Source organism: Lentibacillus daqui (genome assembly GCF_027186265.1).
GTDB classification, from domain to species: Bacteria; Bacillota; Bacilli; order Bacillales; family Amphibacillaceae; genus Lentibacillus_C; species Lentibacillus_C daqui.
Genome location: NZ_CP114176.1, coordinates 1,075,837 through 1,102,177, shown reverse-complemented (window position 1 = coordinate 1,102,177; position 26,341 = coordinate 1,075,837). Strand labels below are relative to the sequence as shown.

At 41.1% G+C, this 26,341-nt stretch carries 24 protein-coding genes and 1 pseudogene; 5 read left to right on the top strand and 20 right to left on the bottom strand.

The genetic code is table 11. From position 1 onward, the window contains the following. The first annotated feature begins 126 nt into the window (after window positions 1–126). Entirely contained in the window at window positions 127–918 is a 792-nt protein-coding gene (locus O2S85_RS05605) for an SDR family oxidoreductase (protein WP_269411712.1), read from the top strand. A 158-nt stretch (window positions 919–1,076) separates the two neighbouring features. Here the strand turns inward: O2S85_RS05605 and O2S85_RS05600 are convergent, their stop codons facing one another. The 15 genes from O2S85_RS05600 to O2S85_RS05530 all read right to left on the bottom strand — a co-directional run bounded on the left by O2S85_RS05600 (window position 1,077) and on the right by O2S85_RS05530 (window position 17,221). Next, complete coding sequence (locus O2S85_RS05600) at window positions 1,077–1,829, bottom strand: carbohydrate ABC transporter permease (RefSeq protein WP_269412485.1); 753 nt, start codon at window positions 1,827–1,829, stop codon at window positions 1,077–1,079. Between the two features lie 68 nt (window positions 1,830–1,897). Beyond that, on the bottom strand, window positions 1,898–2,836 hold the full coding sequence (locus tag O2S85_RS05595) for a carbohydrate ABC transporter permease (RefSeq protein ID WP_269411711.1): 939 nt from the start codon (window positions 2,834–2,836) through the stop codon (window positions 1,898–1,900). 313 nt (window positions 2,837–3,149) lie between these two features. After that, window positions 3,150–4,451: an ABC transporter substrate-binding protein gene (locus O2S85_RS05590; protein WP_269411710.1), complete on the bottom strand. Its 1,302-nt coding sequence runs from the start codon at window positions 4,449–4,451 to the stop codon at window positions 3,150–3,152. A gap of 118 nt (window positions 4,452–4,569) precedes the next feature. Then, window positions 4,570–6,000, bottom strand: coding sequence for a response regulator transcription factor (locus tag O2S85_RS05585; protein WP_269411709.1), 1,431 nt, complete (start codon window positions 5,998–6,000; stop codon window positions 4,570–4,572). A 19-nt stretch (window positions 6,001–6,019) separates the two neighbouring features. Beyond that, the gene (locus tag O2S85_RS05580; protein WP_269411708.1) at window positions 6,020–7,423 is read right to left on the bottom strand and encodes a sensor histidine kinase; all 1,404 of its coding nucleotides are present in this window, start codon (window positions 7,421–7,423) and stop codon (window positions 6,020–6,022) included. Window positions 7,424–7,443: 20 nt separating this feature from the next. Beyond that, the gene (locus tag O2S85_RS05575) at window positions 7,444–8,433 is read right to left on the bottom strand and encodes a sugar-binding protein (RefSeq protein WP_269411707.1); all 990 of its coding nucleotides are present in this window, start codon (window positions 8,431–8,433) and stop codon (window positions 7,444–7,446) included. Between the two features lie 153 nt (window positions 8,434–8,586). After that, the gene (locus O2S85_RS05570; protein ID WP_269411706.1) at window positions 8,587–9,531 is read right to left on the bottom strand and encodes an LCP family glycopolymer transferase; all 945 of its coding nucleotides are present in this window, start codon (window positions 9,529–9,531) and stop codon (window positions 8,587–8,589) included. Window positions 9,532–9,750: 219 nt separating this feature from the next. Beyond that, entirely contained in the window at window positions 9,751–10,449 is a 699-nt protein-coding gene (locus O2S85_RS05565) for a LutC/YkgG family protein (protein ID WP_269411705.1), read from the bottom strand. Continuing rightward, complete coding sequence (locus O2S85_RS05560) at window positions 10,442–11,881, bottom strand: LutB/LldF family L-lactate oxidation iron-sulfur protein (RefSeq protein WP_269411704.1); 1,440 nt, start codon at window positions 11,879–11,881, stop codon at window positions 10,442–10,444. The genes O2S85_RS05565 and O2S85_RS05560 overlap by 8 nt, the downstream gene beginning before the upstream one ends. Window positions 11,882–11,904: 23 nt before the next feature. Beyond that, complete coding sequence (locus O2S85_RS05555) at window positions 11,905–12,624, bottom strand: (Fe-S)-binding protein (protein WP_269411703.1); 720 nt, start codon at window positions 12,622–12,624, stop codon at window positions 11,905–11,907. Between the two features lie 27 nt (window positions 12,625–12,651). Next, window positions 12,652–13,380, bottom strand: a complete 729-nt coding sequence (locus O2S85_RS05550) for an ABC transporter ATP-binding protein (protein WP_269411702.1) — start codon at window positions 13,378–13,380, stop codon at window positions 12,652–12,654. Further along, entirely contained in the window at window positions 13,373–14,146 is a 774-nt protein-coding gene (locus O2S85_RS05545) for an ABC transporter ATP-binding protein (protein WP_269411701.1), read from the bottom strand. The genes O2S85_RS05550 and O2S85_RS05545 overlap by 8 nt, the downstream gene beginning before the upstream one ends. Next, window positions 14,127–15,092, bottom strand: coding sequence for a branched-chain amino acid ABC transporter permease (locus tag O2S85_RS05540; RefSeq protein ID WP_269411700.1), 966 nt, complete (start codon window positions 15,090–15,092; stop codon window positions 14,127–14,129). Before O2S85_RS05540 ends, O2S85_RS05545 begins: the two co-directional genes overlap by 20 nt. 22 nt (window positions 15,093–15,114) lie before the next feature. Further along, entirely contained in the window at window positions 15,115–15,990 is an 876-nt protein-coding gene (locus tag O2S85_RS05535) for a branched-chain amino acid ABC transporter permease (RefSeq protein ID WP_269411699.1), read from the bottom strand. A 79-nt stretch (window positions 15,991–16,069) separates the two neighbouring features. Beyond that, window positions 16,070–17,221 (bottom strand): ABC transporter substrate-binding protein, encoded by a 1,152-nt coding sequence (locus O2S85_RS05530; RefSeq protein ID WP_269411698.1) that lies wholly within the window; start codon window positions 17,219–17,221, stop codon window positions 16,070–16,072. A gap of 418 nt (window positions 17,222–17,639) precedes the next feature. On the opposite strand from O2S85_RS05530, the gene O2S85_RS05525 reads away from it, so the two are divergent. Beyond that, window positions 17,640–18,734, top strand: a complete 1,095-nt coding sequence (locus O2S85_RS05525) for a branched-chain amino acid aminotransferase (protein WP_269411697.1) — start codon at window positions 17,640–17,642, stop codon at window positions 18,732–18,734. A gap of 137 nt (window positions 18,735–18,871) precedes the next feature. Here the strand turns inward: O2S85_RS05525 and ilvD are convergent, their stop codons facing one another. Next, entirely contained in the window at window positions 18,872–20,557 is a 1,686-nt protein-coding gene (gene ilvD / locus O2S85_RS05520) for a dihydroxy-acid dehydratase (protein ID WP_269411696.1), read from the bottom strand. Window positions 20,558–20,577: 20 nt separating this feature from the next. Further along, entirely contained in the window at window positions 20,578–21,540 is a 963-nt protein-coding gene (locus tag O2S85_RS05515) for a bile acid:sodium symporter family protein (protein WP_269411695.1), read from the bottom strand. 257 nt (window positions 21,541–21,797) lie between these two features. On the opposite strand from O2S85_RS05515, the gene O2S85_RS05510 reads away from it, so the two are divergent. From O2S85_RS05510 to O2S85_RS05500, 3 genes are all read left to right on the top strand, one after another. Beyond that, entirely contained in the window at window positions 21,798–22,532 is a 735-nt protein-coding gene (locus O2S85_RS05510; protein WP_269411694.1) for a YqjF family protein, read from the top strand. Window positions 22,533–22,671: 139 nt separating this feature from the next. Then, the gene (locus O2S85_RS05505) at window positions 22,672–23,130 is read left to right on the top strand and encodes an SRPBCC family protein (RefSeq protein ID WP_269411693.1); all 459 of its coding nucleotides are present in this window, start codon (window positions 22,672–22,674) and stop codon (window positions 23,128–23,130) included. A 187-nt stretch (window positions 23,131–23,317) separates the two neighbouring features. Next, complete coding sequence (locus O2S85_RS05500) at window positions 23,318–25,141, top strand: IS1182 family transposase (protein WP_269411692.1); 1,824 nt, start codon at window positions 23,318–23,320, stop codon at window positions 25,139–25,141. Here O2S85_RS05500 and O2S85_RS05495 read toward each other — a convergent pair. The 3 genes and pseudogenes from O2S85_RS05495 to O2S85_RS05485 form a co-directional block, all read right to left on the bottom strand. After that, window positions 25,113–25,445: pseudogene (locus O2S85_RS05495) on the bottom strand (acyl-CoA thioesterase); the annotation flags it as partial. The gene O2S85_RS05500 and the pseudogene O2S85_RS05495 sit on opposite strands and share 29 nt — an antisense overlap. A 41-nt stretch (window positions 25,446–25,486) precedes the next feature. Further along, the gene (locus O2S85_RS05490) at window positions 25,487–25,891 is read right to left on the bottom strand and encodes a MaoC/PaaZ C-terminal domain-containing protein (protein WP_269411691.1); all 405 of its coding nucleotides are present in this window, start codon (window positions 25,889–25,891) and stop codon (window positions 25,487–25,489) included. Next, complete coding sequence (locus O2S85_RS05485) at window positions 25,888–26,337, bottom strand: MaoC family dehydratase N-terminal domain-containing protein (protein WP_269411690.1); 450 nt, start codon at window positions 26,335–26,337, stop codon at window positions 25,888–25,890. Before O2S85_RS05485 ends, O2S85_RS05490 begins: the two co-directional genes overlap by 4 nt. Window positions 26,338–26,341: the final 4 nt, after the last annotated feature.

The window sequence follows — 26,341 nt, the reverse complement described above, 5'->3', positions numbered from 1 at the left end:
TAATTATATCTGGAAGGCTTGAGGATGTCAACGTTAATTTAGAGGTTATCCAGCTTAACATTTGAATTTCGTCCCACCTCATTTCATAATAAAAACACAAGTAAAAATTTGATTGGAGGTCATTCCATGAATTTAGGTCTTGAAGGCAAGTCGGTTGTTGTATTGGCATCTAGTAAAGGTTTGGGCAAAGCAACTGCACACCTATTTGCGGAGGAAGGGGCACATGTTTTCATCGCCAGCCGGAATGAAAGTGAACTGGAGAAAACAAAAAATGAGATCCAAAAAGAAACAGGGAATGCGCATGTTCACTATCAAGTTTGTGACATTACCAACCCTGATTCCATCAAACAATTAATCGCGAAAGCAGCTGCGAAACATGGAACGATTGATATCCTTGTCAATAATGCGGGCGGTCCTCCTGCTGGTTTATTTGATGATTTTGATGACGACGCCTGGCAAAACGCATTTGAATTAAACCTGTTAAGTTTTGTCCGGGCAATCCGTGAAGCACTGCCATATATGAAAAAGCAACAAAGCGGGCACATTGTTAATATCACGTCCTCATCCATTAAACAGACATTGGACAATCTGATTTTGTCCAATACGTTTCGGGCGGGGATTGTTGGTCTTGCCAAAAGCTTGTCACAGGAACTTGCAGCGGACAATATTTTAATCAATACGATTGGGCCAGGCAGGATTGCGACTGACCGGGTGACTAGTCTCGATCAAATCACTGCGAAAAAGCAAAACATGGACCCGGATGAGCAAAGAAAAAAATCAGAACAATCGATTCCCATGCAACGTTACGGTGAACCGGATGAGTTTGCCAAGATGGTTGTCTTCCTATGTTCCCAGGCAAATACGTATGTAACCGGGCAAACACTTGTCGTTGATGGTGGACTGGTCAAGGCATTGTAGATAGAACAAAAGCGCTGCGGAATCTTTGAGTTTGCAGCGCTTTTCCAACTATAAATCAATCCAAACCTCACTTTCATACCACCTATTTCTCATCTCCCACCCAGACAATTTTTGGGTGAGAGTCTTATTACTCGTCATAGAGAATCCCAGAAAGTAAGCTATCCTTTCACCGATCCTGCCAACAAGCCCCTGACAAAATACTTACCTAAAAAGATATAGACAAGCAATGTTGGCAATGCAGCTAGTAATGCCCCAGCCATTTGCACATTCCATTGAACAATCTGACTGCCGGATAAGTTTTGCAGAGCGACCATAATTGGTTGTTTATCTGACGTTGTAATGGTTACAGCAAACAAAAATTCATTCCAAATATTTGTAAACTGCCAAATTGCTACAACAACAAACCCCGTGATCGACAGGGGAATCATAATATGCCGGAAAATCCCCAAAAAACTAGCACCATCGATTTTTGCAGCTTCGATCATCGTGTCCGGGATACTGGCATAAAAATTGCGAAACATCAACGTAGTTATTGGCAGACCATAGACAACATGAACCAGTACCAATCCCGAAATTGTATTATATAAATCGATTGACCGTAAAAATTGGATTAATGGAATCAAAATACTTTGGTATGGTATAAACATGCCGAAAAGAATAATCGTAAATATCGTATTCGACCCTTTAAATTTCCACTTAGATAACACATATCCATTCATAGCACCAAGTAAAGCTGACAATAAAGTCGCAGGGATTACCAGATAAACACTGTTCCAAAAGTTGGGTGCCAGGTTTGTAAAAGCTTGGGCATACGAGCTGAAATCAATCGTTGTTGGTAATGCCCACATTTGCTCAAGTGATACTTCATCCAATGGCTTTAAACTCGTGACAATGATGACGTAGATTGGCATCAAAAATAAAATAGCCAAAACGATGAGAATCAAGTATTTAATGAATTTACCAATATAGGATGCTGCCACTATTGATCCCCCTTTCGACTATTCCATAAATATGGAACAATAAATATCGCGACCAACAGCAACATGATAATAGCAATTGCTGCTCCATTTGCATAATAATTTCCTCTAAACGTTGTCTCAAACATATAGACACCAGGAACATCCGTTACAAAATTGGCTCCAGATCCGGTCATCGCGTAGATCAGATCAAATATTTTTAAGGAGATATGGGCCATAATAATAATGACACTCACTGTAATTGGCATAAGCATAGGCAATACAACTTTTCGATATACCTGAAATTCACTCGCTCCGTCTATGCGTGCTGCTTCCCGAAGTTCATCCGAAATGCCCCGGAGTCCCGCCAAATACATAGCCAACGAAAAACCGGTCATTTGCCATACCGCTGCAATAACAACCGCAATAATTGCAACGGGCAAGCCGAACTCAATGCTTCCCCACTGAAACCCGGCTAACACATTGGTGTCCGTATACCATTTCGGTTCAATACCAACCATGTTCAAGAAATGGTTAAACCCTGTTGACGGATTAAGCAGCCATTGCCAAACGACCCCGGTCACAATGAATGATAGAGCCATCGGGAATAAAAATATATTTCGGAAAATAGATTCCCCTTTAAGCTTTTGATCGATCAGAATAGCAATTCCCATTCCCAACACAATCACCAGAGCAATAAATAGCACGGTAAAAAATAATGTATTTCTCAGATCTGCCTGAAAGCGAAAATCATGAAATAAATAGATATAGTTTTTCAATCCGGCAAATGATAAATCCGGAACTAACGTATTCCAGTTACTTAATGAAACATATCCGGTCCAGCCGATAAATCCGTAAACAAAAATGAGAATCAATATAAAGGATGGAATTAAAAAAGCTATTGCTGTCCACTGATCCTTTGTCAACCGCTTCTTACGCTTGATTTGTATTTCTCTCTCCATATCATCGCCTCCTATCAAGAGGATCCAAGCTTATCAGTCAAAAAATCTGGAGGCTGTTGCCATAAATAAGACAGCCTCCATCCAATTACTTATGTTTATAGAGGATGTTCAAAAAGTCCGGTAAAAATGACATGCCCCTGCAAAAGGGGTATGTCGACGCCTGAGCGCAAGCCCGTTTTTAGTCGGCCTTCCTTTGAAGAAGCTCGTTGGCTTGCTTTTCCACTCCTCATGTACCTTTTATGTACACTCCGGTGCTCAAAGCTACGCCACCTTGAACTTCTCGGTCCTTTTTATCCTCCTTTTGAACACGCACTTATAGCTCTGCTGCCGCGCTTTTCAACGCCTGAATAAGATTATCCGCATCTCGTTGTGTTACAAAAATATTAACTGCCTGATTGACTTTGGTTAAAAATCCTTCCGAAGCCGCTGATCCGTGGGCAAGACTTGGAACCAATCGTGAATCATTGAAATCATCCATGGCGTCGTTGCCGTATTCATCATACTTTGATTTATCTGCATCAACCCGTGCAGGAATGGAACCTTTTAACGGATTAAATGCGTCTTGACCTTCCACAGAACTAAGAACCTTTAGAAATTCCTTGACATTATCTGGATTGTCAACGCCTTGTGGCAATCCGAATGTATCCGTGATTACAACAAAGTTTCCATCTGTTTCAGGAAAAGCAAAGTATCCGAAGTCTTTATTGGTTTCCATATCCAGATCGTTGTTAAAATACCCTTTTGCCCAGTCACCCATATTAATCATGGCTGCTTCCCCATTTGCTACTAATTGAGCGGAATCCTGCCAGTTACGGGAAGCGTGGTCATCATTTACGTAATCAAGCATTTTATCGAATTGGTCAATGGCTTTCTTGACACGCTTATCATCAAATTCGATTTCACCTGCGAATAACTTGTTATAATCGTCAGGACCAAGTACACCCAACAAAATATTTTCCAATACTTGGGTTGCTGGCCAGCCTTCTTTATCCCCTAATGCAAGTGGCGTTATCCCGGCATCCTGCAATTTGTCCGCAGCGGCGATAAATTCATCGAATGTTTTTGGTACGTCAATATCATTTTCTTCAAATACTTTCATGTTATAGAACAAGACATTTCCCCGGTGAATATCAACCGGCACGGAGTAAATCTTTCCGTCTTTACTGACAAGATCAATCAGGTCATCCGGGAATTTATCCATTAAATCGTTCTCTTTATAAAAGTCATCCAATGGTTCCATTTTGTCAGCCGCCACCCAGCCTTCATTCAATTCAGCACCACCATGGACCTGAAAAGTTGACGGTGGATCGTCCCCCTGCATGCGCGTTGCCAATACTGCCTTTGCATTTGTACCCGCCCCACCTGCAACAGCAGCATTCTTAATTTTAATATCCGGATGTTTTTCCTCAAAAAGATCAATAAGCGCAAGCAGGCCATCCTCCTCTCCTGCACCGGTCCACCAGCTAAAGATTTCTACCTCATCATTGGCACTGTCACCTGAATCAGATGCAGATTCATCTTTGGACTTGCCTGACGAATCCGCATCTGAACCACATGCCGCGAGTACAAGTGCGAACACGGAAAATAAAATAAATCCATACATCTTTTTCACCATTGATTCCCCCTCCCCTTTGTTAACGCTTACACAAATTATAAATCTAAACTTTAGTATTTGGATGGAAGAATTTCTGTACATTTTTACGATTCTCTTCATTTTTTTATGGTTTCGGTATTTATGTCTTTGATCCAATAGCCTGTTGGAACTGTTTCGGTGATTTGGAATAATGTTTCTTAAACACTCGGCTAAAATAATTGGGATCATTGTATCCAACCAATGCACTAATTTCTTTCAATGAATAGCTATTTTCCTCCAGTAATTCTTTTGCCTTCTGTAAACGTACCCGGGTAACGTATTCAATGAATGTAGCACCTTCTTCCTGCTTAAATAGATTAGAAAAATAATTGGGACTTAAATTCACTTGATCCGCTGTTTCTTCCAGGGTTATAGTGTCCCGATAATGCTGCTTGATAAATTGCTTTGCTTTCTCCATATATTGTTTTGATTGGTGATATTCCTGCATTTGCAAACAACAAACCGTAATAAATTTTTCCCAGTCCTTGGTTGTGGTTAAATCGGATAAGCTTTGTTCCGGCGCGGTTAGCCCACGGTTGGTCAACATTGATTTTATCTTCATGTATATTTCATCCCGGTCGTTGGCGGTAAATTGACCCAGGTTATCCCTGTAAAACTGCAATGCTTCCTGGTCATTACAACGTTCGATCAAATCCAGTAGTTTAGCAACTGGTTGGTTAATCGATAAATAGGTTCGTTTGCTCATAAAAAATCCGTAGTGGCGGTTTTGCTCCTTTTCCAGTTCAAAGCAGGCTGAAAAAGCTTCATGATAAGCCTTAGGTAAATCATCAACAGGATATGAATAACTTGCACCAATGAAGCTATTTCCGCCCAATGTCATTTGAATCATTCTGGCCGTCTGCAATATTACCGCTTTATCTACTTTTGCAGACGAAAAAACACAAACATTATACCAATCCCCTTGTTGCTGCATAATAAAGGACGCGGGAAGATGAAAGGTAAAGATTTGTTTGACCTGATCATATGAAATTTCATTAACTGCCTGCACTACAAGAAAGTATCCATTTTTCAGTTGTGGGAAAAATTGCTGTTGAAGGCGTTTGGTTGCATCATCAACTGGATATTTCATCAATTTGGTCAACAGATGTTCCTTAACCAGCTGATTAGTTTGCGATTGTTCCGCAAGTTGTTCTCGTTCCCGGATAATTTCCTTTTGCACCCGACGAATCGCCTGAATGATATCCACCTTTTTCCCCGGTTTTAAAATATATTCCTTGATGCCAAACTGCATCGCCTTTTTTGCATAAGCAAACGAGTCATATGCTGAAACAAGAATAAACTTGACGGAAGCAGTTTCATGGATGATCGTTTCTATCGCCTCAAGTCCATTAATACCCGGCATTTTAATATCCATAAAAATGATGTCAGGTTTATAATGCCGTGCTAATTCAATCGCCTTTCTTCCATTAGACGCCTCTCCAACAACTTCCAAATCAGTAAAATTCGCTGCGATAAACTTTACCATTGCTTTTCGTTCGAGTAATTCATCCTCAGCAATTAATATGCGCATATATATTCTACTCCTTTGGTTATGTTTCCACGTTATATTTGGGAAGGAACAGCGAAATGGTTGTGCCATGACCTGGTTCCGATTGAATGTCCACAACATGGTTCTTTTGATAGAATAGTTGCAGACGATGGATCACATTAGTTAAACCGATTCCTGTCGAATGTCCCACATGCCTACCCTTACGCTTCATCAGTGACATTAGCTCATTAACTTTAGTTTCTGTCATACCGACACCGTCATCATGTATTTGAACGACAACGTCTTCCCCACATGGAAAAATTGTCAATGTGATGGTGCCACCATCCTCTTTTTCCTCAATCCCATGGATAAAAGCATTTTCTACAAGCGGCTGCAGGGTTAATCGTGGTATCTGAATTGCTAAACAAGTTTCATCGATTGACATATCGAATTGGATCCGTTCGGAAAACCTGGTCTTTTGAATATGAAAATAATCCCTTACAACCTTCACCTCGTCTCCAAGCGTCACCTGACTATCAATATCCCCCAGATTGTGCCTCAATAATGTTGCCACTGAATCAATCAAAGCTGATGTTGACTGCGCATCTTCCAAATAGGCCATTTTCGATAAAGTATTAAGCGTATTAAACAAGAAATGCGGATTAATCTGACTTTGCAAGTGTTTTAATTCCATATCTTTCAAAAGACGGTCCATTTCGGATTGATCCCTAATTTCCTCGACCAGATAATGAATATTTGTGCGCATACTGTTAAATGTATCACCAAGTAATTGCAATTCATCATTGGAGCGTATGGTAATCGGGCTTCCGGTTAAATTACCTGCTGCAACCTCTTTTGCTGCATGGGATAGTTTATCAATAGGTTTGGTAATCCCTTTGGAAAACCACCAGGCAAAGAATATCGCCAACATGATTGTAGAAACAAATAACAAAAGGATAAAATAGAAAAAAGCATGATTCCTTGCTTGCAGGTCCTGATAGAATGATTGATACGCCGTTAATTCAAGATCAATTAATTCGAGGGTTGCTTCCTGTATGTAATCCGATGCATTATGCGTTTGCTCCAAATGATAGGTATATTGCTCAATGTCATCCCGAAATACGAAACCAACCGTCAATTCACTTTCCAATATGAACGATTCCAATAGATTTTGGTAGTTTTTAATTTTGATCGGATCAATATCATAGAAAGTATTCGTTATTTTTTCCATTTCATTTTGTAAGATGGTTTTAACGTTGTAATATTTATTCGACTTATCTGAATCCGCTTCCACTACAAGCGTTCGTGTATTCGCATAAAGTTCGTTCGAATGTTGTGAGATTGAGTTAAGCAACAGAAATTGTTGAAAGCTATCATCATATATATGTGTCAATTTGTTGGAACTGACAAAAATCGAAATTGCCGTGACGTAAAAAAGAATCACAAATACCAAAAAATAGACCAATAGTTTCCCCCTGATTGTCTTCATTTGGCATCACCAGCCTGATCGGGAAGCAAATCTTTTTTTTCGATTATTTTTGTTCCGGTATATTGCCGATTTTCCAGAATGTCATTATCTTGCAATTTAATCATAATACTAACAGCTTTTGAACCCATTTCTTCTGGATATTGAGCGATAGTTACATCGACTTTGCCTTCTTTGATTAAATTCAGCGTTTCTGGCAAAAGATCAAACGCAACAATATATAGATTTTTATTTGGAGCAATCTCCTCAAGTCCATCAATGATGCCGACACCGTCAAGTGAACTAGTGCCAAACAGCGCGGTGATTTTTGGATATTGTTTTAGCAATGAATAAGTTGCTTGTGATGCACCAACAACAGTAATATTCGATTCTTTTGTATCAACAATATGAATCCGGTCGTTTCCGGCAATTGTCTGTTTAAAGCCGGCAATCCGTTCCCGCTGGTTAAGCGCATCGAATCTGCCTGTAACAATCCCTACATATTGTTCACCAGTGGTATTTTTCAGTAACGCCTGGCCAGCCAATTTTCCCGCGAGAAAATTATCGGTTCCCACATATACCTTCCGTTCGCTGCTCTTCACATCGGTATCAATTGTTATAATGGGTATGCCCTTTTCAGTTGCCTTATGTACCAAATTGACAAACCGTTCGCCCTTGATTCCCTGTACCACAATGCCATCGACATTGGCAGATATCATGCGATCCAGCAGTTTCAGCATTTTTTCATTATCGGCTTTTTCCGGTGCAACATATTCTATATAAATATCATTCTGCTTTGCCGCCTCTTTTGCACCCCGTTTAATCAACTGCCAATAATCGTTATCAGATTCCTCCGCGATTAAGGCAAAATGATACTTGTACGTTTTATGCGGTTCACTTTTGGTTTCAATATAAAATGTTTTATATCCGTACATCAGCATACCAATAAAACTAATGAAGAAAATAACCCCACAGCAAGTATAAATGAATAGTTTGGAATTGGTTTTCATTTTCCGGGCTCCTATTTGCATTGTTTCATTGTATTTGTGAAAAAGTACCACAGGATGGTTGAGTCTTTAGATATCCCACTTTTCTGAACAATAACTGAAAGGAAAACCTGCACATTTATCCATACGATGCACAGGTTCTAGGTTTTTTATATCCTATTTTATATCAGTAATCATTCCATGGACTTTAGACACTTCTTCATCCGGAACAATTAAATAATAAACGTCTTGGCCTTGATCATTTTTGATATTTGATCCGTTCCCCTCCATTTGATAGCTAATGATGTTTTTTCTTGTATCTTTGTAGCCTTTAAGAAGTTTTTTCATATCATCAAAATCAAGATTGGTTGTCATATTGTTTCCCATAATATCGATCAGACCATTAATTTTACTGACAGATCCAACACTTGCCCCTCTATTGACAATACCTTCAATCACTTGCCGCTGTCGTTTTGTCCGGCCAAAGTCGCCATCTGGATCTTGTTTACGCATCCTGACAAAGTGCATGGTTTTGTCACCATCCATTTCGACCGGACCTTTATCAAATTCGTACTTCCCATCATTCCAGGCAATATCGTTGTCTACACTAATCGTTCCCAGTTGATCAACCAGTTCCTGCAACCCTTCCATATTCATTTGTACGTAATAATCCAGGTCAATATCAAGGAAGTTTTCAACCGTTGCTACTGACATATCTGATCCGCCATAAGCATAGGCATGGTTAATCTTGTCCTCAAAACCTTTTCCAACAATTGTTGTTCTGGTGTCCCGGGGGATACTTATCAATTGCATTTTCGCATGCACTGGATCAAGCGACAGCACCATTAAAGCATCTGAACGTCCTTTGTCATTTTCACGCTCATCAACACCAAGCAATAAGATATTCAAAGGTTTGGTCGCTTTCAATTTTTTCTTCGTTATGTTGTGATCAATGGAATTCACCTGTTCATGCATCTTGTTATTGACCGTCACTTTGGCATTGTGGTAGATCGAAAAGGCATACGCACCTGCCCCAAGCACTATTAACAAAATGATAGCAAGCGGAATTCTCAGCCATCTTTTTTTAGATTTTTTATTTCGGTTTTTCTCTGTTCTGGTCATCTTTAAAACTCCTCGTATCCTCATATGTTTCATTTTTTCGCCATGCTAACATACTTAGGAAGAAACTCCTATCTATTTTACCATAGTTTGATAGCTTTTGATATTCTTATTTTGGAAAATTCATGGAACGCAATGGGCCTACGAGGTTTGAATGTGGTAACCGGGAAGCGGAATGAATGAAATGTAACAGGAAAACCAATTCCTGCTACATTTTCACAGTTAATCAACAACAATGTATGATGCCTTAATCGGTCCATGTACGCCAACTACAAGATTATACTCAATGTCTGCACTGTTACTTGGACCGGAGATAAGATTAACACAGGAGGGAATCGTTTCTCCGGCCTTAATTTGTTGCTCAATTATTTGTGCGGCCTGGGTCATTCTGGGTACAATCGAATGCTTGGGAATAATCGCAATGAAAGTTGTTGGCAATAAACTGATCGCCCTTGCCTTGTTCTTATCATTAAAAATGACTGTTGTTGCCGATTCAGCCAAGGTGATGTCACTAAACATAATACCGATATTGGCCTGCTCCGCATGAGTAATGTTTTCATCTCCACGGGAAGGATCCCATGTATGAACATCTTCTTGTGATAACACACCATCCAATCCATAGTCGATAAACCGTGGATCTTCCGGTATTACAATTGACCCATTCCCATGAACTCCGATTTGTTTAGCTAATACCTTGGGAAGAGATGCTTGATCCGTTTCCAGCAGTTCGGTATGGATCTTATCGCATTCATCTCTCATTACTTGTAGCAATTCCGTTGCTGAAAGTGTCGCATATACCTTTGGCTCCGGCCTATATTTTCTTTTGGGGCGCTCCATCTCACGTAGTCGTGGTTTGCGCCTGAGATTTTTAGCAATCGTTTGTAAAAATTCCTCCCGATGATAGATATTCCCCTTACTCATTTATATCGCCCCCACGTTTGTGATCGGCAAACCATTGGCGGAAGTTGTCTTTGCTTGGCGCCGGGAAATCGCGTTTGTTTGTCCAGGCTTTTAATGGGCCGGGACCTTTAGAAATGGAACCGTCTTTTGCAAATGGACGGGTTAATGTTGGTGCAGCTTTTACTGCCGTTTGAAAAACTGATGCTGATGACGTCATGTTTCCAAAACCCTTCATCATCAATTTCTCGCTTGCTTTTGTTTTCCCCTCCCCGGCAACAATGCGTTCACGGTGTCTGATAAGCAGTTCATGAAGCGGAATTTTTACAGGGCACGCCTCGGTACAGGCCCCGCATAGACTGGAAGCAAACGGCAATTCCTGATATTCTTCATACCCTGCCAGAATTGGTGATAGTACCGCCCCAATCGGCCCCTGATAAATAGAGCCATAGGCATGACCGCCAATATGACGATAAACTGGACAGACATTGACACATGCTGCACAGCGAATACAATGCAATGCCTCCTGAAATTCAGTCCCCAAAGCACGGGAACGCCCTCCGTCCAAAATAACCAGATGAAAATCGCTTGGCGCGTCAACCGTATCTGATTCTACATCCGGAGAGACTGCGGTTACATACGTGGATAGATGTTGGCCAACCGCACTGCGGCACAACAAACTAACAAGCACATCCAAATCTTCCCATGATGGAACCACCCGCTCCATCCCCATCACACTAATCTGTGTATCTGGCAGTGTTGTCACCATGTTTGCATTGCCTTCATTGGTAACAAGGGTCACTGTACCTGAATCAGCAACGGCAAAATTGCATCCGGTAATTCCTACATCTGCCTGTAAAAACTTTTCCCGTAATACTTTTCTCGTATAGACCGTCAATTCCTCAGGTTTCTCGGTACCATCGTAGGCTATTTTTTCCCGGTATGTATCGCGTATCTGTTCTTTGTTTTTATGCAGCGATGGTGCCACGAAATGCGATGGTCTATCATCGTCGATTTGCAAAATATATTCACCAAGGTCGGTTTCCAATATATCACAGCCCATATCTTCCAACATTTCATTCAGGCTGATTTCCTCGGTAACCATTGATTTTGTTTTCACAACATTTCTTGCATTCTTTTGTTCGACAACTTCCTTTATGTACTGATTGGCTTCCTCAGCTGTGGCCGCAAAAAATACATGGCCACCCCGTTCAGCTATATTTTCACTTAATTGTTGTAAATAGTAATCAAGGTTTTCCAGTGTGTGCCGGCGAATCTCTTCTCCGGCATTCCGCCATTCTTCCCAATTGCCAAACGGTTCATCCTCAGTTGTTGCCGCAATCTTCTTTCCACGTAGGTTGTCCTGGGCGTTGCTAATAGCATTACGCATAAAGGTATCTTTTAGCTCCTGATCAACATGGTCATAGAAATTTTTATCATCAATCTTGATCGACATGCTACTTCCCTCCAGTCCGATAATTATTTATGATGGTTAAGAACCTCGGCAATATGTTTTACCTCAATCGGTTTATCCAATCGCTCCAATCGTCCTTTGATATTCATAAGACAGCTACAGTCTGCACCAATTAATGTATCGGCATTTGTTTCTTCAATATGTCGGACTTTCTCGTCTACCATCTGCTCGGAAATAGCAGACATCTTAACGGCAAACGTTCCGCCAAATCCACAGCAATCGTAACCATTGCTCAACGGTTCCAATTCCAATCCCTCCACGTGTTGCAACAATTGTTTTGGGGCTTCCTTAACCCCCAATAACCGATTCATATGACAGGATGAATGATAGGTTGCTTTAGCCGGATAAACAGCGCCAACATCTGTAACCTGTAAAACGTCAACTAAAAATTGTGTGAACTCGTACGTTTTATTAGATAATTCTCTTGCCTTGTCCAGCCAATAAGCATCATCCTGTAATAATGCCGGATATTCGTGAACCATTGCAACACAAGACCCGGATGGGGCAACAACGTACGCTGCTCCGGCAAAAGCGTTAATCATTTGTTTTGCCCCTTTGATTGCGTCCTTTCGATAGCCACTATTGTATGCCGGCTGTCCGCAACAGGTCTGTCCTTCTGGAAAATCAACCTCACAGCCCAATCGTTCGAGCACCTTGACAACGTCTTTGCCAACGTTTGGATAAAACACCTCACCTATACAGGTAAGGAATAAAGATACTTTCATAGTTTTCAGCCCTCTTCAACATAATTTTTATCTAGTGGAATTTGATGTTTCCTTTTTCCCGCCCAAATAAGCTTCAGCGATGCTTGTATCCGCCAGCAAATCCTTAGCGCTGCCTTCCAATGTCAAATTCCCGGTCTCCAAGACATAACCATAATCAGCAATTTTTAATGCTTGTTTAGCATTTTGCTCGACAAGTAAAATGGTAGTACCTGCATCATTAATTTCTTTGATCATTGTAAAGATATCCGCTACGATAATTGGTGCAAGTCCCATGGAGGGTTCATCGAGTAATAATAACTTGGGACGGGCTAGCAGCGCTCGGGCAATTGCCAGCATTTGTTGCTGTCCGCCTGACATTGTTCCCGCAAGTTGATCCTGACGCTCCTTTAAAATGGAAAAACGCTCCATCACTTGTTCGATATCATGCTCTACCTCACTATCATTACGATGATACGCACCCATTTCCAAATTTTCCCTTACCGTCATTTCGGATAGCATTGCCCTTCCTTCAGGTACGAGCGCAACTCCTTTGCGAATTAATTGATCGGGTCGGAAGCCTGTTACATGCTCACCAAGAAATTCAACTGTTCCTTTCTTTGGCCTGATAAGCCCGGCGATTGTTTTCATCATCGTTGTTTTTCCTGCCCCATTTGCCCCAAGAATCGTAACAATCGTACCTTCTTTTACTTGCAGGTCTATTCCTTTCAACGCTTGGATATTCCCATAAAATGTTTCCACGCCCGAAACTTTAAGCAATATCATCGCTCCCTTCCGTACCAAGATATGCCTTGATGACCTCCGGATTTGTCTGAATGGTATTTGGTTCACCCTCGGCGATTTTCTTGCCAAAGTTTAATACGATAATGCGATCACAGGTTTTCATCACAAGGGGCATATCATGTTCAATTAATAAAATGGTTATCCCCATTTGGCGAATCTTGATAATCAATTGATGAAGTTCTTCTGTCTCCCGTTCGTTCATTCCCGCTGCTGGTTCATCAAGGAGTAACAATGTCGGTTCACTTGCTAATGCCCTGGCGATTTCCAGCCTACGTTGCTGACCATATGCCAGATTTTTTGCGATTGTTTCCTGCTCTTTAAGCAAATTTACCGTTTCCAATAGATTTTGGGCTTGTTGGTAGATTTCTTTTTCTTCTCGTTTTTGTGACCTTGTTCGAAAAACACTTTTCCAAACCCCTGATTTGGTCCGGCTATGGCTTCCGGTCATCACGTTATCAATCACCGTCATTTCCGGAAACAGACGGATGTTTTGAAATGTCCGGCATATGCCTTTGGTCGCAATTTGATGTGATTTTAATCCGTTAATTTTTTCTCCGTTTAGAAAAATATTTCCGGAAGTTGGTGAAAGCACCGATGTGATCATATTAAACATCGTTGTTTTCCCGGCGCCATTTGGTCCAATTAATCCGAGTATCTCCCCTTCCAAAATGGAAAAGGATACATCTGATAATGCCTGGATACCACCGAATTGTTTACTGATTTTATTTACTTCCAGTACCATACTGACGCCTCCTTCCTTTTCGAACTTTCATCCAGCGAATCATCTGTTCATCGATAATTCCTTGTGGCCGGTACGCCATCATGATCACCAGAAGTACCCCATAAATCATATAGCGGTAATCACTAATCACCCGCAATATCTCTGGTAGTAATGTTAAAAATGATGCACCAAAAATAGCACCGCCGACAACTTCACTACCACCAAAAACAGAAAACACCAATATTTCTACTGCGCGATGATAAGAAAAATCTGCTGGGCTAATATATGATAAAACATGGGCATACATTGCACCGGCAAATCCGGCAAAAATCGCCCCTTGTGTAAACGACAAAACCTTATAATAGGTTACATTGATTCCCATCGATGCCGCTGCTTGTTCATCCATTTTAATCGCGGAAAAAGCCCGGCCGACCCGGGAATGTTTTTGTCTGATAAAAAACCAAATCAGGAAAATATCGATTACCAGGAGTATGATGAAAATAGACAAAAATACGAACTGATTTGACTGCAGGCCAATTACTTCCGGATCAAACCCAACGTTTTTCATCATGGAAAGAATCTCCTGTCCCATCTGTGGAATCCCGGAAATTCCGATCGCTCCATTTGTCACAGATTCGGTATTAACCAGGAACACCCGGACAATTTCCCCAAAACCTAAGGTCGCAATCGCCAGAAACACCCCGCGTAATCGCAATGACGGTATTCCAACAATAATCCCAAAAATCCCCGCCAATAGTGATCCCGTCAGTATACCAATGATCAATGGCACATCATAATTTGTCGTCAGGAGTGCCGTTGTATATGCTCCAACAGCCATAAACCCGGCGTTTCCCAGTGATAACTGGCCAGAAGCAAGGGTCACGTAAATACTGAGTCCCAGTATGATATTGATTAAAATAAATGAGGCAACTTGTAAATAATATGGATTAATCAGTTCTCCCAGCATGGACTTACCTCCTTTATACCCATCATGCTGCTTCTTTTCTGCCAAATATACCCTGCGGCCTGACAAGTAAAATAACAATAATAATGATAAAAGCGATAGCATCGCGGTAACCTGATAAACCCAAAGCAACAATCAGTGTTTCGGAAAGGCCAAGAATCATTCCTCCAGCCATGGCACCTTTGACATTGCCCATGCCACCCAAAATTATAATGGCAAGCCCCTTTAAACCAATTGATAATCCCATTTGCGGGTTAACCGAGCTAAAAGCCATTCCCACCAAAATACCGGCAATCCCCCCAATAGCCGAGGCAAGCACAACGGTAATCATGATGATTCGTTTTGTATTTACCCCCAACAAGCTTGCCGTTTCCAGATTTTCTGCAGTCGCCCGCAGTGCCTTCCCACCTTTTGTTTTCAATAACCAATAAGATAAGGCAATCATCAAGGCAACCGAGATACAGAAGATAACGATTTGTACAAGGTAAATATTCACCGTTCCAACCGAAAAACGAATTTCTGACAAACTATTTTGAACCGGGTGGTTACCCGATCCAAATAGTTTGTCTGCCAGATTTTCCAGAAATGTCGACACGCCAATGGTAGCGATTAGCGGGGCAAGGTGGGAACTTTCTGGTTTACCGCGTAATGGGCGTAATGCCAAACGCTCAAGTAAATACCCCATGATTGCTGTCACAACTGTTGCTATAACAAATGCCAGCCAGATTGGCAAACCTAGTGTACTAGTAGTCACAACCCCCATAAACGCACCAAACATAAAAATTTCACCGTGGGCCATGTTAATGATTCCAAGCACACCGAAAACAAGTGTATATCCCAGTGCAACGATTGCATAAATACTTCCTGTTGTTATTCCATTAATCAACTGTTCCCATAACACGACATCACATCCTTTACCTGCAACCTTGCAAATGAATTGGTTTGATGAGTCGCAGGAGTTCTATCTTTTTACAATTTTTTTATTTCATTTCCTGGAACTTTCCGTCTTTAATAGTTAGAACAACAGGATCCATCACAACATCGCCGTCTTCATCAAACGAGATATTCCCGAGCACCCCATTAATATCTTTTGTCTCGGCAAGTGCATCTCGAAGTTTATCTCTGTCATCATCTCCGGCATTTTTTAATGCATCAGCGATGATATAGAGACCATCATACGCTTGTGCAGCAAATTGGTCTGGTTCATCACCGTATTCGTCTTTATATGCCTTTACAAAATCTTGAACCTTCTCATCATCTTTCCCAGTAAACCATGGTGTTGCAACAATCAGACCGTTACCTGCATCCCCGGCAATGTCAATTACTTCAGGAGAATTAAATCCATTCCCGCCAACAAATGGAACATCTATACCTTGGGAACGGGCTTGTTTCATAATGACTGCACCTTCATTATAGAGAGCAGAGCAAAGAATGATATCTGGTTTTAGCTGTTTTATTTTTGTTAATTGTGCCTTGTAATCCGATTGTCCCTTTTGGAATGTTTGTGTTGTAACAATATCCAGGTCCAAATCTTCAGCTGCCTCTTTCATCGAATCATACCCGGCTTTTGTAAATACATCGTCATTTCCATACATGATGGCTACTTTTTTGGCATCATACTCTTCTACCGCTTTTTCTACTGAGGCTGGAATCGCCAATGATTCAGGGATTGAGTCCCGAAATACGTATTCCCCGATTTGCGGGATTCCCTGGGCAGTTGTTGATGTTCCTAAAATCGGTACCCCGTTTTGATCAGCTACAGGTGCAACAACTTCAAACTCTGTACTTAAGGTTGGCCCAATAATCCCTGTTACATTCTCGGAATTCATTAACTTCTGGGCGGCAGAAAGGGCCTGATCTGGTTCGCCTGCGGAATCTTCAATGGCCAAATCAATATTTACATCACCCTGTCCATTGATCTCCGATTGGGCAAGTTTCAATCCATTTGTGATTGCCTCACCATAAGCGGCCCCGGAACCACTTCCAAATGTGACAACACCAATTTTAGCCGAAACCTTTCCTGAATCTTCCGAGGAACCTGATGCATTACTATCGCCCCCACCACATGCAGCTAATGCAAGTAATACTATTACACTTATAACTGCAGTGAACATTCTGAAAATTACTTTCATCGTAATACCCCCATTATTTGTTCTTGTAAAAAAATCCTTTTATCTAGTAATATTTTCATAGATAGCTGCTGACTAGTTATTTGTTACCATGGTTGATCCGTACTCCCCTCTCCTGTTCCTGAACTTTGTCGAACAAATTCACTTGGTATAAAAAGTATTTTAAACTGAGTAGTTTGAAAAATCAAGGCATTTTTAAATTTAATTTTATATAAGTTCATCCAAGCATACCCTGATTTAATTGATATTGTTTATAACATTGGCGTTTAATTGTAAAAACCTGGAGCGTAATGACAAAAGTAAAAATCTTTTCATTTCAAAGGGTTGTAATTCTATTCGTATAAGTAATACAATATATTTAATCATTTGTTGATTAGCATGAAACAAAGTTGAATAAATTTTACAACAAGGAGATAGTGCCATGGAAGAACAGTCAATTCAAATAAACCTGTGTCAAACGAAAAAGGAAAAGCCAAATTCGGATCAACTGGAATTCGGTAAAATTTTTACGGATCATATGTTTGTGATGGATTACGCTGAGGAAAAAGGTTGGCATGATGCACGGATTATTCCATATCAACCACTAACTTTAGATCCTTCTGCGATGATTTTTCATTATGGTCAATCCGTTTTTGAAGGACTCAAAGCGTATCAAACAGCTGAAGGAAAAATTCAATTGTTCCGTCCCGAGAAAAATATGCAGCGATTAAATCGATCCAATAATCGTCTGTGTATTCCGGCAATCGATGAAGAATTTGTCCTTCATGCCATTAAACAACTTGTAGCAATTGAAAAAGACTGGGTACCAGGTGCAGAAGGAACATCCCTTTATATTCGTCCTTTTATCATCTCAACTGAGCCATATTTGGGTGTAGCACCGTCAGGCCATTATAAACTTATTGTTATCCTTTCCCCGGTTGGTGCCTATTACAAAGAAGGGATTAATCCTGTCAAAATTGCCGTTGAAAGTCAATACGTACGCACGGTTCGAGGCGGTACCGGGGAAGCAAAAACCGGTGGAAACTATGCTGCCAGTTTAAAGGCACAGGAAATGGTTGAGGGTGAAGGATTCGCACAAGTATTATGGCTGGATGGGGTCGAAAAGAAATATATTGAAGAAGTTGGCAGTATGAATGTATTCTTTAAAATCAATGGTGAAGTTGTAACCCCTGCTTTAAATGGAAGTATTCTGGAAGGAGTCACCAGAAATTCCGTCATTCAATTATTAAAATACTGGAACATTCCAGTAGTAGAACGTCGCGTTTCGATGGATGAGCTTTATGAAGCAAACAAGAATGGTACATTGGAGGAGGCATTTGGTGCAGGGACAGCGGCAGTAATTTCTCCAATTGGTCAGCTTTCATGGAAAGACGAAGATTTTGTTATCAATCAAGGCAAAACCGGTGAAATCTCTAAACGACTATATGATACATTGACGGGAATCCAATATGGAAAAGAACCGGATCCATTTGATTGGATTGTGGAAGTAAAAGATGCCAAGCAATTGGTTAAATAAGCAAACCTAAACAGGACACCTTGAATCGTTATCAGGGTGTCTTTTTTAGGTTTGAAGTGAACATAACTCTACTTGTTCATGCCTCAAGCAAAAAAAGCCGCTAATAACTAGCAGCTTTTTTTGTCGTTACCTTTTATTTACCTATTCTTATAATCAGTGACCGCACCCTTGGACGCACAGGAAACATTATGCGCGTATTTACCCAGAATACCTTTTTTGTACAATGGCGGTGCGACCCAAGCCTGTTTGCGACGCTCCATTTCTTCATCAGAAATATCCATCGTGATTTCTTTTTTCCCGGAATCGATGGTTATAATGTCGCCCTCTTCCACAAAAGCAATCGGGCCGCCATCTTGGGCCTCCGGTGAAATATGTCCTACCACAAGGCCATGTGATCCACCTGAAAAACGGCCATCCGTTAACAAGGCAACTTTATCATCCATTCCCTTTCCAACAATGAGGCTGGAGGCGGTCAGCATCTCCGGCATTCCAGGTGCCCCTTTTGGACCGACGTAACGAATAATAACAACATCCCCATCGTTAATCTCGTCATTCATGATAGCGTCGATTGCTTTTGCTTCTGTATTAAAAACGCGGGCTGGACCGGAATGACGCTTCACCTTAACTCCGGAAACCTTGGCAACGGCTCCTGTTGGAGAGAGATTCCCTTTCAAAACAATTAATGGGCCATCTTCCCGTAACGGCTGGTCAAGCGGCATAATGATCTTTTGATCCTCGGCCAAGGAAGGTGCTTCGGCCAGATTTTCCGCAATCGTTTTTCCGGTTACTGTAAGACAGTCACCATGTAAATAACCAGCTTCATACAGCATCTTCATTACCGCCTGTGTGCCGCCAATCTTATGCAAATCCTGCATCACATATTTTCCGCTCGGCTTTAAGTCTGCCAGATGTGGTACCTTTTTCTGCATACGATTAAAATCATCAATCGTTAAGTCCACGTCAATCGCATGCGCAATCGCGAGCAGGTGCAAAATGGCATTGGTCGATCCGCCAAGCGCCATCACGATTGTCATCGCATTTTCGAACGCTTTTTTCGTCATAATGTCTTTTGGATAAATCCCTTGTTCCAGTAAATGGTAAACGGCTTCTCCCGCGGCGACACAGTCTGCTGCCTTCGCTTTTGATTCCGCCGGGTTGGAAGAGCTTCCCGGTAAACTCATGCCCATTGCTTCCATAGCAGAGGCCATCGTATTAGCTGTATACATCCCGCCGCACGACCCAGCGCTAGGGCAGGCATTGCATTCAATTCCTTTTAATTCTTCATCACTGATGTCTCCATTATTGTGCTTTCCAACACCTTCATAAACAGAAACAAAATCAATATCTTTTCCTTTATAGGACCCTGGAGCAATCGTACCACCGTAAACGAACACTGCCGGCACTTCTGCGTTTGCAATGGCAAGCATACAACCCGGGATATTTTTATCACAGCCTCCAATTGCAACTAGTGCATCCAAATTTTCCGCTCCTACGACTGTTTCAATCGAATCGGCAATGATATCCCGGCTTGGCAGTGAATAGCGCATTCCCTGCGTACCATTCGGAATACCGTCCGAAACCGTAATCGAGTTGAAAATGAATGGAACGCCACCCGCATCCTTTGCACCTTGCTTGGCATTTCTGGCTAAAACATCCAGATGAATATTACACGGGGTTACTTCACTCCAAGTACTGGCAATACCCAGCATTGGACGATTGAAGTCTTCATCCGTAACACCTACTGCACGCAGCATCGCCCGGTTTGGAGCTCGTTTGGATCCTTCACTGAACACATGACTATTAATTCGCAAATCTTTCGACATAGTACCATCCTTTCTTTCATCTAAGCAGTTTTATTCGTATTGGTGGGTATATTCTTGTCCCTGGCCTTTTTCCCCCACCAGGTTGCCAGGAGTGGACCTGAAATATTGTGCCAGACGCTGAATATGGCACTGGGTACGGCTGCAACTGGTGCGAAATGGGTGAGTGCCAAACTTGATCCGAGACCAGAATTTTGCATGCCAACTTCAATCGAAATGGCTTTTTGATCCGGGAACTTCAATCGTAATGCCTTTGCCAGCAGGTAACCAATTGCCAGACCTAACACATTATGTAAAACGACAACCACAAAAATCAGCAGTCCTTCCTTCACAATGTTTTCCGTATTGACCGAGACAACTGCAGCAGCTACAGCAACAATTCCGACAACGGAAACTAACGGCAAGGCCGCAACACTTTTTTCTACCTGCTTCTGGAATAATAGTCTAATGACAATTCCAAGTACAATTGGAAGCAAGACAATCTCGACAATCGACATAAACATGCTTCCGGCTGATACCGGCAACCATTTACTTGCCAAAAGCAATGTCAATGTTGGTGTTAAAATCGGTGCCAGCAATGTTGAAATCGATGTAACCGTGACCGATAATGCGGTATTTCCTTTTGCCAGAAAAGTCATAACGTTTGAGGCTGTTCCACCTGGGCAACACCCTACTAGAATGACCCCAACAGCAACTTCCGGGGGCAATTGGAACACAGTCGCAAGTCCATATGCTAGTGACGGCATAATAATGTATTGGGCCAATACACCGATAATCACACTTTTTGGTACCTGAAACACTGCCTTAAAATCGCCAGGTGTTAAAGTTAATCCCATTCCAAACATAATCACCCCAAGAAGCAGGGAGACATATGGTGCAAGCCAAGTAAACCCACTTGGGAAGAAGAAACTTAACAAAGCAAACAGGATAACCCATAAGGCAAATGTGTTCCCAGCAAACGAACTGATCTTTTCCATCGTCTTCACTTTTATCCCTCCTAATTCTTTCTATTATAATTTACTATCAAAATATTTCAATAGTATAGTAATATTTTGAGTAGATTTTTTTCTGGAAATTGCTTTAATGATAGCGATTTAGTGCCAACCATGACTAAATTTTAAAGATGATAAAATTTCGATGGTGAATTGTATGATTAAAACCGTTTTTGCCAAACTAAGAAAAGCAAAGCAGTTAAATATTTGGTTCGTTTTATTCGAATAATCATTTGGAGGGCTCCATTGTCATGAATAATAACATCATAAAAAGCACTGACCACCGTGAATATCCATTACCCAATGGCCCTTGGATGATGACACAGACTTGGGAAAATGTGCTATTTCTACACTGGCCGGTAGCAAAAAAGGAATTGCAGGATCATATTCCATCCGGGTTGGATTTGGATACGTATGATGGAAACGCCTGGATTTCGATTATCCCATTTCGTGTCCGGCGCATGCGATTACGCAATACTCCCCGAGTTCCCTACTTTCATACATTCCTGGAACTAAATGTCCGCACCTATGTAAAGTATCGTGGCATAAGCGGTGTATACTTTTTTAGTTTGGACGCCAGCAAAGCCCATGCTGTATTTGGAGCAAGAATGGTAACACTGCCGTATTTTTATGCTAAGATGAATATGAAAAAACGTCATCATACCTTTTTCTATGAAAGTCACCGAATCGGTTCAGATGCTGTATTTAAAGGTAGCTATCAGCCAACAGGTGAAGCTTTTTACCCGCAAAAAGACAGCTTGAATTATTGGCTTGCCGAACGTTATTTTCTTTGGACGCAAAAACATCGAAAACTTTACCAGGCAGGGATCCATCATCTGCCATGGAAAATGAAGCAGGCACAGGTAAACGTGGAAAAACCGATGTTACCTTCATTTCTATCAAGCGATGTACAAAAAAGAGCACCCCTGGCAACATACTCACCAACCAAAACGGCATTATTCTGGATGGTTAAAAAGGTAAACTAGGCGCCGCTTCTCGCAGACTCGTTTTAAGAATAGTCATAAAGGATTGTTCTAATGCTTACTTCAGGCACATATAATCATCAGGCAGGCTAATAAAAACTGACTAAATATGAAGGTATGTTAAACAAGGAGGATCAACAGAATGCCAAGTGGAAAACATCAAACTGAATTGGATATTCCAATCGAACATGTCTGGGCGTTTGTCAGCGATATGAATAAATGGGCACCACTAGTACCCGGATACCTGGAACATCAAATACTCCACGAACGCCAATCTACATGGAAATTCAAAGGAGAAGTCGGTCCTGTTCAAAAGACCGTCCATTTACAAATCGATATTACCAGCTGGCAAGCGCCAAAAAAAGTAACATTTGACCTCACCGGGCTGTCAGAAAATTTGAAAGGCAGTGGTTATTTCGAAGCAATGGCAATAACCAGGGACAAGACAAAAATCACCAGCCATCTCGATGTTTCCGCTAAGGGCATGATGGGACCTGTCATTAATCCTGTTTTAAAATCATTCGTGCCAAAAACCACCAGAGAGTTAACAGAAGCAATAGCAAAAGAGATCATGAGTCGGGAAGCAGTGTCAGCTGTTTAATTATCCAGCTTTGGCACTTTAAGAAAAAGAGGCTGGGACAAAACTCCAGTAAATAAAAATTAAGGCGTAGGAGCTTACACTAAAAAAAGTGTAGGCCCCACGCCTTTTTTGACATTATTTTAGTAAACAAAAAGGACACCTTTTGATAAAATTAAAGTTACCTGACAATAATTTTGGAGGTGTCCTTATGTTTAAACATTATACCATGAATCAGGTAGTTTTGCCGCTAGATTTAGAAATTAAATTGAAAGAGAATGATATTGCTTTTGCGATCAATGATCTTGTCGAGAGTATTCCCGAAGAGGTTTTCGATGACTTAATACGACAAACCGGCCGTCCTGCGTACCATCCTCGCATGATGTTGAAAATCATTTTGTGTGGGTATACGCAATCCGTGTTTTCTGGTCGTAAAATAGAAGCTTTATTACAGGATAGTATCCGCATGATGTGGTTGGCTCAAGGACACGAACCCAGCTATCGCACCATCAATCGTTTCCGTTCTCATCCACTCATCGAAAACATACTACGTGAATGCTTTGTCCAGTTCCGGAATCAGCTTGTGGAAAAGGAATTGATTGAAGAGGAAGCCATTTTTATTGATGGTACAAAAATTGAAGCGAACGCCAATAAGTTCACCTTTGTGTGGCGGAAATCCGTTGAAAAATATAGTGATAAGCTAATCGAAAAGTCCAATCAACTGTATGATGAGCTGTTGGAGAAGGAGATCATCCCGGCAATAGAGCGAGAAACAGAAGAGAAACTTTCCGTTAAAGAAATGGAAGAAGTAGTCGAAAAGTTAGATGAAAAGGTTGAGGAATACGATAAAAAAATCGAAGCTTGTGAAGTTGGTAGCGAACGAAAGAAAATCCGTTCCGAACGTAAATTTCCAAAACAAGCTCGCAAGCAGTTTAACGATTTCATCACTCGTAAGCAAAAGTATCAAAACGATATGGAGAAATTCGGGGACCGTAACAGTTATTCAAAGACAGATCCGGATGCGACGTTTATGCGCATGAAGGACGACTACATGAAGAACGGTCAATTGAAAGCTGGTTACAATGTCCAGATTGCAACGGAAGGTCAATACGCGCTAGCTTACGATGTTTTCCCAAACCCGACGGATACACGCACTTTAATTCCTTTTCTCGACTCGATTGAAGAAAACTTTTTCGAACTGCCGGAACACATTGTCGCGGATGCCGGATATGGCAGTGAACAGAATTATGAAGATATCATCGAGAATCGAAATCGAACGCCACTTATTACATACAATCAATATCGAAAGGAGAAGAAAAAGAAGCATAAGAACAACGCTTTTCATGTAGATAATTGGGATTATAATGAGGAGGAAGATACTTTCCTGTGCCCAAATGGACGGAAAGTACGATTTAGTCATCATTCCAAACGAACAGACAGGTACGGATTCACCCGTGAATTTAAAGTGTACGAATGTGAGGACTGTTCGGGCTGTCCACTCCGCGATTTATGTACGAAAGCAAAAGAAGGAAACAACCGAAAAGTCTACATGAATGAAAAGTGGGAGTCCCAAAAAGAATATGTACGTACGAAGCTTTCAGACGAGAAAACTGGTGAAATTTACGGAAAACGTAAAATTGATGTAGAACAAGCGTTCGGTTTCTTGAAGGCTAATTTGGGTTTCACTCGTTTTTCTGTCAGAGGAAAACAGAAAGTGAAAAATGAATTAGCCTTCGCATTGATGGCGGTGAACTTGAGAAAGTACACCGCCACGAACAGTAAATTAGTACCGGAAGATAGAAACAACTCCACAAAAAAGGTTCCAAGCAAACTTTTGATTTGCTTGGAACCTTTTTATTTACTATTTTTGGCTAGTTATGTCCCAGCCTCTTCTTGTTGTTTCAACCACATATTTATCTCACAGCATGATTTTCCAACCGGCTTTCCAAATTCTTTCGTAAAAAGTCTGGAATTGGTACTGTTTTTTGCTCAACATAATTGTAACAAACAACTGTTGCTGAACCTTCCGCAATAACAACGTCTGACTCCATATTTGTGATTATATGATGAAGGCGAAAACTTTTCGTCCCAATCCGGTCAACAGTCGTCGCCACCCTTAGATGTTCCCCTGCAAATGCTTGGGAAACATAATCACAGGAAGTTGAGGCTAAAATAAAATTTAATGTAGAATTTCCATGGTTAGTACGCATTCCCAATGTTTTGAATAGCTTTGTCCGTGCTTCCTCCAAATATAGAAAATAACTGACATTATTCACATGGCCAGCTGCATCGGTTTCGCAAAAACGGACGTAGACCTCAATATCATGTGCTGATGCCATCAAATCCCTCCATTCTCGTCCGCCTTTGATTCACGGTTTGCTTATGCATACAATAGAAAATTCACTGTCCCTTTAATAACTTCTTTCCCATCTTGGTTTACTGCCATTACTTGAAAATTCAATTGCTTTTCGTTCACTTCTTTTAATCTTGCCTTTAAGGTAATCAGATCCTGTAAGAAAACCATTCCGGAAAAGCGTATCTGGTAATCTTGGATAAATCCATCTTCCAAATAAGGAGTGAATAATTTAGCGAGATTTCCCATTGTCCACATGCCATGAGCAATAATACCAGGCAACCCAGCTTTTTTGGCCTCATCGTCAATCGTATGAATTGGATTATAATCCCCAGAGGCCCCAGCATATTTAATTAGATCGATTCGTGACACAGGGTCAAGTGTTACTTCCGGAAGTGATTCCCCTTGTTGTAAATCGAGTAATTGTTTCATCGTACCAGTTCCTTTCTCACCGCTTCGGTAATGATAACTACCTGTTCCTCCGTGAAGATGGTTTTACCTTCAAGGTCTTCTCCATATCTTTTTAAAACAATAAATCCCATCAGTCCATTATTTCCTTTTTTTTCATAGTAATCGGCGACTTCGGAATAACAATAAATCGTTTCTCCTACAAGTAATGGTCGTTCATAATGATAGGTTTCTTCTCCGTGAATTAAGCCTTTATTTGGCAAGGTTAAATCATTGATCTCCCCAAATTCGAAAACCCGGGGAAATGTTGGCGGGGCAATATTCCCGCCATATCGTGACTTTTTCCCATATGCTTCATCAATAAATATCGGATGAGGATCCTTGATGGCCTCCGCAAATTTTTTGACCATTCCTCGTTCTACCACATTTTTAATTTTTTCCGACCGTTTTCCAATTGCATCGGCAAACATGTTT